Below are 11322 nucleotides of genomic sequence, written 5' to 3'. Positions count from 1 at the left end.
TGGCTCACCGACCCGACACTGATTCTGACTTTATGACCCAACCGACTCCGCAAATGCAGGCCATCTCGCTCCGCTACGCCGCACTGCCGCCCGAGAGTCGCGCCGCTTTCCGGCAACGTGTGGCCGCACAGCACATCGATCCGGCGACGCTGCCGATCGTGCCCATCGCCCGAAGTGCTGCGCACGGCGGCGACGCGCCGCTGTCGTTCGAACAGGAGCACCTGTGGTTCCTGTGGAAACTGCAACCGGACAACCCGGCCTATCACATGCCGGGCGCGATCGAGCTCGACGGCGAACTCGACACCGCAGCGCTCGATCACGCGCTAGGCAGCGTCGCGCAGCAGCATCAGAGTCTGTGCACACGCTTCTTTCAGCGTGCGGATGGCGAGTTGCGACAGACGGCGGAAGGCACGCCGCGGCCCGCTTGTCGCCTGCACGATCTGCGCGGCGCCGACGGCACCGCGCTCGATGCAACACTCGATGCCGCGCTGCGCCGCGCAGCCGTCGAGCCGTTCGACCTTGAAGCCGGTCCACCAATGCGCGCCGATCTGTTCCGTATCGGCGCCTCGCGTTACGTCCTGCTGCTGACCCTGCATCACATCGTCACCGACGGGCATTCGATGAGCGTTCTGATCCGGGCATTGGCGCAAGCCTATAGGCAGGCATCGAGCGAAGCGCCAGCGCCCACCACCGCGCCCACGCTGCAATTTCGCGACTGCGCCGCATGGCAACGCGAATGGCTCGACGACGCCGCGCTGCAAACGCACATCGACTACTGGCGCGCGCAACTCGGCACGCACACGCCACCGTCCCCGTTACCGGTCGACCGTCCGCGCGCGCATCAGCCGAGCGCGGCGGGCGGCCGCGTGCGGCGCGAGATCGACGCGGCGCTGCTGGCGGGCCTGCAAACCCAGGCCGCCGCGCAAGGCGCGACACTTTTCATGGCGCTGCTCGCCGCCTTCGGCACGCTGTTATACCGGTACAGCAGCGAGAGCGATCTGCGCATCGGCGTACCGTCGAGCGGACGCGACAGTGTCGAAACCGAAAACCTGATCGGCTTTTTCGTCAACACGCTGGTAGTGCGTCAGCAGGTGGCGGGCAATCTGCCTTTCGGCACGCTGCTCGCGCAGACACGCCAGACGTTGCTCGACGCGCAGGCGCATCGCGCGCTGCCATTCGCGCGTCTGGTCCGGTCGCTGCAGACTTCGCGCACCGACGACACGCCGCTCTTTCATGCGATGTTCAGCATGCAGCGCAGCGATCGCGCGGCGTTGTTGTCGCTGCCGGGTTTGAGCGTCACAACGCGCGAAATCGAAACCGGCGCCGCGCAATTCGACCTGTCGTTCAACGTCGTCGAACACGATCACGGCGCGCGGCTGAACATCGTCTATGCGTCCGACCGCTTCGATGCCGCGACGATCGAACGCCTCGCCGATCACTATGCCGAACTGCTCTCGCAACTGGCGCGCAACGCGAATCTTTGCATCGCCGACCTGCGCCTGAGCGACAGTGCGCAGGCGTCGCTACCTATCTCCGCCATTGAAGTCACGCAGCAAGCTCATGCCCCACGCGGCGTGTTGCAGCGAATCGCCGACCACGTGTGCTCGCGGCCCAATGCAGAGGCTGTGACCGGCGAGACCGGCGCCTTGACTTACCGCGAACTCGATCGCTGGTCGAACCGGATCGGCCGATGCCTCGCCGAACGAACCGGCGTGACGCCGGCGCCCGATGTCCGCATCGGCCTCTGCACGGGCCGCTCGCTTGCGCTCGTCGCAGGCGCGCTCGGCATTCTCAAAGCGGGTGCAGCCTATGTGCCGCTCGATCCGCGCTATCCGCCTGAGCGCCTGCACGACACACTGCTCGATGCGAACATACGCTGCATCGTCGCTGATGCCGAAGGTATCGCGTCACTCGGCGCGTGGGCTACGGAACACGGCGTGGCGATCGTCGACGCAGCTGCGTTGCAGGATATCGAAACCGCTGACGCGGAAGCTTTGCCGCAGCAAACGACGCCGCATCCCGAACAACTCGCCTACGTGATCTACACGTCCGGATCGACCGGGCGGCCGAAAGGCGTCGGCGTCACGCACGCGAACCTGGCGCGCCTGTTCGACAGCACGGCTGCGCTGTTCGATTTCGGTCCCGACGACGTCTGGACGCTATTCCATTCGCACGCCTTCGACTTCTCGGTGTGGGAGCTGTTCGGCGCGCTGGCGCATGGCGGCCGGCTCGTCGTTGTCCCGTACTGGACAACGCGCGAACCGGCTGCGCTGCAGCGCCTGCTGTGTGAGCAGCGCGTGACGGTGTTGAACCAGACGCCGTCCGCGTTCGATGCATTAATGCAGGCCGATCTCGCGGCGTCCGAACCTTTCGCCAACGTGCGCGTAATCGTGTTCGGCGGCGAACGGCTCGAACCCGCGGCGCTAGCCGCATGGCATCGCGCGCGCGGCGCGCATGTGCCGGCGCTCGTCAACATGTACGGGATTACCGAAACGACCGTGCATGTCACCCATCGCGTGTTGCGCGACAACGATATTCACGGCACGACACAGGCGCTTTTGAGCCCTATCGGCAGCGCACTCGACGATCTGCAATTGCATCTGCTCGATGCCGACCTGAATCCGGTTCCGCCAAACGCGAAGGGCGAACTGTATATCGGGGGCGCCGGTCTCGCGCGTGGCTATGCAAATCGTCCAGCACTGACCGCCGAGCGTTTCGTTCCCGATCCGTTCGGTCTTCCCGGCGCGCGTTTGTATCGCTCCGGCGATGTCGCGCGACGGCTGCCGGATGGCGAGCTCGCCTATCTCGGCCGCAACGATGCACAGGTGAAGCTGCGCGGTTTTCGTATCGAGCCCGGCGAAGTGCGCGCGGCGTTGCTGAGCCATCCGGATATCGCTTCGGCTGAAGTGATCGCACGTGAGCATCCGCAACGGGGCGTGCAATTGATCGCCTACCTGGTCGCACGCCGCAACGCGGTCACGCTGCGTCAGGCTGCGCGCGCGCATGCCGCAGCGTATCTGCCGGCGCATCTGGTGCCGTCGGCCTATGTCGTGCTCGACGCGCTGCCGCTCACCATCAACGGCAAACTCGATCGCCACGCGCTGCCCGCTCCGGACGATGCGGCATTCGGCGCCGAACACGTGAGTGCCGGTGCAAATACCGATGCGCCAGTACCGCCGCTGTCGCCGGTCGGCCTGCGCCTCGCCGATCTTTGGCGCGAGGTGCTCGGTGTCTCCCATGTCGATGCCGATGATGATTTCTTTGCTCGCGGTGGCCATTCGTTGCTGGCAGTCAAGCTTGCGGCGCGAATCGAACAGGCCTTCGCCGTGCAACTGCCCTTGCGCATCTTCTTCGATCATCCGCGGCTCGGCGCGCTCGCCGCGCAACTCGAAACGGCGCTCGCCAGCGGGCATCCTGATGGCCAACCGCAGCGGCAAGCGCTCGTGCGGCGTCCGGCTGCGCAAACCTGCGTGCCGCTGTCGCATGCACAGGAACGGCTCTGGTTCCTCTGGCAATTCGATCCGCAGGACACCGCCTACAACATCACGTGCGCGGTGAATCTGCATGGGGCGCTCGACGCCGTCGCGTTGCGCGGCGCCTTCGACGCGCTGTCGCTGCGGCACGAGGCGTTACGCACGTCGTTTGGCGAAGAGGATGGTGTCGGCTATCAGGAGGTTCATGCCGCGCCGCGCTACACATGGACAGCGCACGATCTGCGTACGAACGCGCCGGACGCACGTGAGTCCGGCGTCGCGTCATGTTTGAGCGATGCCGCGCGTGCACCGTTCGATCTGACTGGCGATCCGCTGTTGCGCGTCACGCTGATTCACGTCGACGCCGAACACCATGTGCTGCATCTCGCCCTGCATCACATCATCGCTGACGGCGAGTCGGTCGATCTGCTGATCGACGAGTTAATCGCGCTGTATCGCGCAGCGCTGGACCACGCCGATTTCACCGCGCTGCCCGAACTGGGCGTGCAATACGGCGATTACGCGCGCTGGCAGCGACTGCACGGCGACGACACGGCGCTCGCGCGCCAACTCGGCTATTGGCGCGACTTGCTTGGCGAAACCGATCCCGCCCTCGAACTGCCGCTCAAACAGCCGCGCGCGGCACAGCGGCGGCGTGGACTCGGCCGCACCGTCCGCACACTCGACACCGCGCGGATACAGGCGCTGCGTCATCTCGCCGAAGCGCACCAGGCTAGCCTCTTTATCGTGATGCTCGCGGCACTCGACGTCCTGCTGCAACGCTATAGCGGACAGAACGAGATCCGCGTCGGCGTACCTGTTACGGGCCGCACGCAAGTCGAGACTGGACGGATGATCGGTTGCTTCGTGAACACGTTGGTGATGACGACGGACATCAGCCGCGCGGACACGTTCGCCGCGCTGATCGCGCACGTCCGGCAGCGCTCGCTCGACGCGCACGCTCACGCGGACCTGCCGTTCGCGCGGCTCGTCGAAGCGTTGCAACCGAACCGCGAACGCAACACGACGCCGCTGTTTCAGGTGATGTTCAACTATCAGCAGGCGGCAGCGCCAACGCAAGCGTTGCCCGGCTTGCGGATCGAGCCGCGCGATGCGCAAGCGGATGCGGTGCAGTTCGATCTGAAACTCGACGTCACCGGCGCAGCGGATTACGCGCGCCTCCACTTCGATTTCGCCGATGATATTTTCGCGGCGTCGACGATCGAGCAGATGGCGGATCACTTCGTCGAACTGGTCGATCAGGTGATTGCTCGACCTGAGGTCGAATTGCGCTCGCTGACAGTGAGTTCGCCGAAGCGCGAGGCGGTGCCGCTTGCGCGTTATACGTTTGTGCCAGTGAGCCAGCGTATCGCACAGACCGGTGCGCGGCGACCTGATGCCGTTGCCCTTGCCGGTGAGCAGGAGAGCCTCACGTATCGTGAACTGCTTGACCAGGCTTCGGCCATCGCCCAGCGGCTGCTGCGCGACGGCGTGCAGCGCGACGCCTGCGTCGCCGTCTGCGTCGCCCGTGGCCCCGCGCTGCTCGCCGCCATGCTCGGCGTCTGGCAGGCCGGCGCGGCCTATCTGCCCGTCGATCCGTCCTATCCGCCCGAGCGCATCGCCGCGATGCTCGAGGATGCGCAGGTGCTGCATGTGCTCGCCGATGCCGCTACGGTTACCGATCAGCACAGCCCCGCGCTGTTTGCCGGGCGTCAGGTGGTCGAGCTCGCCGCCGTGCGGCACGCTTGCGTTTCCCACTCCGGTCACCGCACCCACACACTACCCGCCCTCCACCCCGACCAGCTCGCCTACGTCATCTACACCTCAGGCTCCACCGGCAGGCCCAAAGGCGTCGGCGTCACCCACGGCGCGCTCGACCGCCTCCTCGCCAGTATCGATCTGCGCCCCGGCCTGCGCGATGACGATCTCTGGCTCAGCGAATCGGCACCCGTGTTCGACATCTCCCTGCTCGAGTTCTGTCTGCCGCTCGTGCGCGGCGTGCCGCTCGAACTCGTCTCCTCGCAGACCGCCCGGGACGGCATCGCGCTCGCCGCTCGCCTCGAAGCGAGCCGCGCCACCGTCTTCCAGGCCACCCCCAGCGGCTGGCGCATGCTGCTCGAAGCCGGCTGGCGCGCCGATCTGTCCGTGCCGCACCGCCCGCTGCTCGGCCTGAGCGGCGGCGAACCGCTGCACCCCGATCTCGCCGCCGCGCTGATCGCCCGCGGCGTGGCCTTGTGGAATCTGTACGGCCCGACCGAGACCACCATCTATTCCGCCGGCGCCCAGGTCTTCACCGCTCAGCCCATCACTCACGGCGATCCCTTGCCCGACACCGTGCTGCGCGTGATCGACTCGCACGGCCTCGCCGTGCCCGACGGCGGACTCGGCGAGCTGTGCATCGGCGGCCGCAATCTCGCGCGCGGCTATCTGCGCCGCCCCGCTCTCACCGCCGAGCGCTTCGTGCCCGATCCCGACGGCGCGCCCGGTACCCGCCTCTACCGCACCGGCGACCTCTGCCGGCTGCGCGACGATGGCCGCCCCGAACCGCTTGGCCGCCTCGACCAGCAGGTCAAGCTGCGTGGCTACCGGATCGAGCCCGGCGAGATCGAAGCCGCGCTCTGTGCCTGCGACGGCGTGAAGAACGCCGCCGTGGCGATCAGGGGCGAAGGCGCGCAGCAGCGCCTGATCGGCTACATCACCGGCGAAGCGGACACCCGTGTGCTGGGAACCCGGCTCGCCCGTTCACTGCCGGCGCACATGCTGCCCTCGGCCATCGTCACGCTCGATGCGCTGCCGCTCACGCCCAGCGGCAAGCTCGACCGCCGCGCATTGCCTGAACCCGAATGGCAGGACGACGACACGCCCGTGATCACGCCGCGCTCGCCCCGTGAAGCCGCCCTCCTCGATATCTGGCAGACCGTGCTCGGCCATCCCGTGGCCAGCGTCACCGTCAACTTCTTTGAAGCCGGCGGCGATTCGATCCTGAGCCTGCAACTGATTTCGCGCGTGCGCAACGCCGGCTGGCATCTCACGCCCAAACAGATCTTCGAGCATCCGACTATCGCGCAGCAGGCCCAGCTCATGACTGCTTGCGCCGATGCGACAAGCCGCGCCGCCGAGCACCACGATGCGTTGCCGTTGACGCCGATCCAGGCAGCGTTCTTCACGAAACGTCCGGATGGCGAGTCGCACTGGAATCAGTCCGTGCTGCTCGACACCGCTGAGGCGCTCGATCCCGACCGCCTCAGCGACGCGCTGACCGCGCTGGTCCAGCGTCACGATGCGCTCCGACTGCGCTTCACGCGCGACGGCAATGGCAACGGTAACAGTGACGCCCCGCGCTGGCAGCAGCGTGTGGTCGCTCGCGAGGACGCTGCGCTGCTGCGCCACGTCGAACTCGATTCCGCCGACTGGGACAACGCGCTGGCGCAGCAAGGCGCGACGATCCAGCAAAGTCTCGACATCGAGCACGGTCCGCTGTTGCGCGCCGGCTATTTCGAAGCGGGCTCACGCCGCCGCCTGCTGATCGCGATTCATCATCTCGCGGTCGACGGCGTGTCGTGGCGCGTTCTGCTCGACGACCTGCGCGCGCTCTACGCCGACCAACCTTTGCCCACCCTCACAACGCCCTGGAGCGCTTGGGTCAACGCCCAGGCGAACAGTGCCGCACCGGCTGCCGCGGAACTCGACTATTGGGCGCACACGCTCACGGCTGAGCAACGTGCGTTGCCGGACCACCTCGTCCGCGAGCCCGCGCGAGGCATGGTCGATCGCAGTCTCGCCGCGAGCCGCACGGTCAGCATCGAACTCGACGCAACCAGCACGCGTAGTCTGTTGCAACACACATCGCATGCCTATCGCACCCGTCCTGACGACCTGCTGCTTGCGGCGCTTGCGCAAACGCTCGGCGCGTCGTCGAGTCATGACGCGCCGGTGTTGATCGATCTTGAAGCTCACGGCCGCAGCACCTCGCTCGATACCGTCGATCTCGACCGAACAGTAGGCTGGTTCACGGTTCAATACCCGTTCGCCTTGCCGCGCGCGCAGACGCCGGCGGCGACACTGATCGCGGTCAAAGAGGCGCTACGTGCCGTGCCGGAACAAGGGCTTAATTTCGGTCATTTGCGCGAGGCCGGCAGAAGCGCCTCGCTCGACGGAATAACCGACGCCGGGCGTCAGGCAACACTCGCGCTCTGGCCTCGCGCCCAGGTCCGCTTCAACTATCTCGGCCAGTTCGATCAGGCGCTCGCCGGCAGTCACACGGTGAATTCACCGGATGGCGCCCCGCGTCTGCACTTTTCTCACGACTTCGCCGGTGCGCCGCTTGCGGGCGCCGACACCATGGACCACCTGCTCGACATCACCGCGCTGGTGGTGGACGGCGTGCTCGATCTTCACTGGCGCTTCAGTCCCGACGTACTGGACGCGGACGCGGTCGAACGACTCGCCGCGCAAACCGCGCAGGCGCTGCGCGAACTGATCGCGCATTGTGTCGATGCGCCGCCGGGTGCCACCGCCGCCGACTTCCCGCTCGCGCGTATCGGCCAACCCACGCTGGAAGCCATGCGGCTGCCGCTCGGCGACATCGAAGATATTTATCCGGCGACACCGCTGCAGCAAGGTCTGCTGTTTCATAGCCTGCTCACGGCCGGCGCGGGCATGTACCTGAACCAGTTGCGCCTGACGCTCGACGGCGCGCTCGACCCACGCGCGTTACTCGCTGCCTGGCAGGACATGCTCGACCAGCATCCGGTGCTGCGCACGCATTTCGAACTCGGCCAGGAAAGCGGCCCCCTTCAGGTGGTGCATCGACATGCCGTCGTGCCATTCGCGACGCATGACTGGCGTGCCCACGCCACCGATTACGATGCCCGCCTCGCGCAATGGCTCGGCGCCGATCTGCGCAGCGACTTCGATCCGGGCCGCGCGCCGCTGATGCGTGTCGCGCTGTTCGCGCGGCCTGACGGTGCACACGATCTGGTGTGGACCAGCCACCATGCGTTGCTCGACGGCTGGAGCAGCGCGCAATTGCTCAATGCGCTGTCGCAAGCGTATCGGGCCCGCACGCGCAGCGGCACACACGCAGCGCAGCTCGCGACCCGCGCTTCCAGTGCGCCGACGGCATCTATTGCACCCTATCGCGACTACGTCCGCTGGCTCGCACACGACACCGCCACCCGCGATCATGCCGACTGGTGGCGCACCCTCGCAAGTCACGCCGACGAAGCGGCGTTGCTTGCACCTAGCCTCGGGCGTCCGCAGCAACGCGAACCTGGCTCGCATGACTGGTCGACGCGGCTCGCCGGCGGTCTGCACGCCCGCCTGCTGCAAGCCGCGCAGCGCGCCCAGGTGACCTTGAACACGTTGATGCAAGGCGCGTGGGCGATCCTGCTCGCACGCTACGGCGGCCGTCATCGCGCCGCCTTCGGCGTGACCGTGTCCGGCCGCCCGGCGGACTTGCCCGGTGTCGAACGGATGATGGGCCTGTTCATCAACAGCGTGCCGCTGTGGGTCGACGCGCCCGCCAGTGCGCCAACCACCGACTGGCTGCGCGAGCTGCACACGCTGAACCACGCGTTGCGCGAGCACGAACACACGCCGATCACGCGCATCCAGCAATGGACCGGCCGCAGTGGCGACAACCTGTTCGACACGCTGTTCGTGTTCGAAAACTATCCGCTCGATCGAGCGCTCGACGCGGACGGCGACGGCCTGACGGTTCGCGCGCAGCAGAGCGCCGATCGCACCCATTACCCGCTGACGCTCGCCGTGCTGCCACGCGAACGGATCGACCTGCAATGGGCGTGGGACGGCGAGCGTTTCGAGCGTACGACGATCGAGCGGCTCGCCGCGGACTACGAGCGGATCCTGACGCAACTGGCCGCCGCCGTGGTGGATCGCGACCCGGCGCACGTGCGTCGCATTGCGCGGCTCGGCGACATCGCGTTGTCCGGCGAGACGCTCGATTCGCAGCCGCAACGCCGCTATGACTTCGAACCTGTGATGCCGCGCTTCAGCGCGCGCGCCGCCCGCCAGCCGGACGCCATCGCGCTCGCCTGCCGCGGCGCGACCTTGAGCTACCGCCAACTCGACGACTGGAGCAACCGCATCGGCGCGCGGCTCAAGCGCGCGGGCCTGCGCAGCGATCAGCGCGTCGGCGTATGCGTGACGCGCGGCGTCGGTCTGCCGGTGGCGCTGTTCGGCATCTGGAAGGCCGGTGGTGCCTACGTGCCGCTCGATCCGACCTATCCGCGCGAGCGTCTGGCCGGCATGCTCGACGATGCCGACGTGCGCCACGTGGTCGCCGATGCTGCGTGCGTCGCGCAACTGGGCGCGCTGTTCGCGGGACGCGAGGTGATCCGCATCGATACCGCCGATGCGGCCGAAGCGAACCACGGCGTCATGAGCGCAGAAGACGCAGCGCCGGAAGTCTGGCATCAACCGATCGAGCCGGAACAACTCGCCTATGTGATCTACACCTCCGGCTCGACCGGCAAGCCCAAGGGTGTCGCGCTCAGTCATCGTGCGTTGAGCCTGCATCTGGCGGACTTCCAGTCTGTCTATGGGATCGGCGCCGGCGACGTCGTGCTGCAATCGTCGACGATCAATTTCGACGTCGCCTTGCACGAGTTGCTGCCCGCGCTGCTGCAAGGCGGCCGCGTCGAAATGCGCGGCCCCGATGCGTGGGACATCGATACGCTGAACGCGACGCTCGTCGACGCCGGCGTCACGTTCGCTCGCATTCCGACCTCGTTGTGGCAGCAATGGCAGCGCGCCGCGCCGCCCGCGGCGGCGTTGCAATCCTTGCGGCAGATCACCGTCGGCGGCGAAGCGCTGGCCGGCGATACGCTCGCCCGCTGGCGCGCCGGTCCGCTCGCGGCGATCCACGTCGACAACCTGTATGGTCCGACGGAGACCGCGGTCGCGGCGCTCTATCACCGCACCGGCGCCGCCGACGAAGCGCACGTGATCGTGCCGATTGGGCGTCCCTATCCTGGCCGCGGCGTCGCGCTGCTCGATGACGACGGCGTGCGGGTTCCGCACGGCGGCATCGGCGAACTGTGCATCAGCGGCGACTGTCTCGCGCGCGGTTATCTGGGACGGCCGGGTCTGACGGCCATGCAGTTCGTTCCCGATCCAGACGGCTTGCCCGGCGCACGTCTGTACCGAACCGGCGACCTGTGCCGCTTCGGCGCGGACGGGACGGTGCAGTTTCTCGGCCGGATCGACCAGCAGATCAAGCTGCGCGGCCAGCGTATCGAGCCGGGTGAGATCGAAGCGGCGCTGCGCAGTTGCGCGGGCGTCACGCAGGCACTCGTCGCGCTGCACGGCGAAGGCGAGCATCAGCGCCTGATCGCCTATGTGGTCGGCATGGTCGAGACCGAGTCGCTCATCCAGGCGCTAAGCGCGCGCTTGCCCGAAACGTGGATACCTGGCGCCTTCGTCATGCTCGAGCGCCTGCCGATGCTGCCCAACGGCAAGCTCGACCTCCGCGCGTTGCCACCGCCCGCGCCGCCGGCAGACGCGCCCGCGGTCGCGCCGCGCAATCCGGTCGAGCAGACGATCGCCGAGGTCTGGCAGGACGTGCTCGGCGTGCCGACGGTGTTCGTGCACGACAACTTCTATGCCCTCGGCGGCCATTCCCTGCTCGCTGTGCAGATCGCCGCGCGGCTCACGCGCGCCTTGCAGCAAACCGTGCCGCTCGCCGCCGTGCTCGCGCAAGCCACCGTCGCGCGGCTTGCAGAGTCGCTGCGCGAGGCATCCGATGCGCAGGCGCAAACCCGGGTGGCGCAAGCCGCCCAACGCGACACGATGAAACAGTTGCTGGCCGAACTGGATTGAGAACTTG

1 protein-coding gene is annotated in these 11322 nt (G+C 67.4%); it reads left to right on the top strand.

Annotated features, from left to right (window positions below; all coding sequences use genetic code 11):
• Window positions 1-32: 32 nt before the first annotated feature.
• Window positions 33-11315 (top strand): non-ribosomal peptide synthetase, encoded by an 11283-nt coding sequence (locus KHO30_RS12335; protein WP_211701170.1) that lies wholly within the window; start codon window positions 33-35, stop codon window positions 11313-11315.
• Window positions 11316-11322 lie beyond the last annotated feature (7 nt).

The organism is Paraburkholderia aspalathi, from assembly GCF_905220735.1.
Classification (GTDB): domain Bacteria; phylum Pseudomonadota; class Gammaproteobacteria; order Burkholderiales; family Burkholderiaceae; genus Paraburkholderia; species Paraburkholderia aspalathi.
Note: the sequence above shows the minus strand (reverse complement) of the source record. Positions and strands in the feature narration are given on the sequence as shown.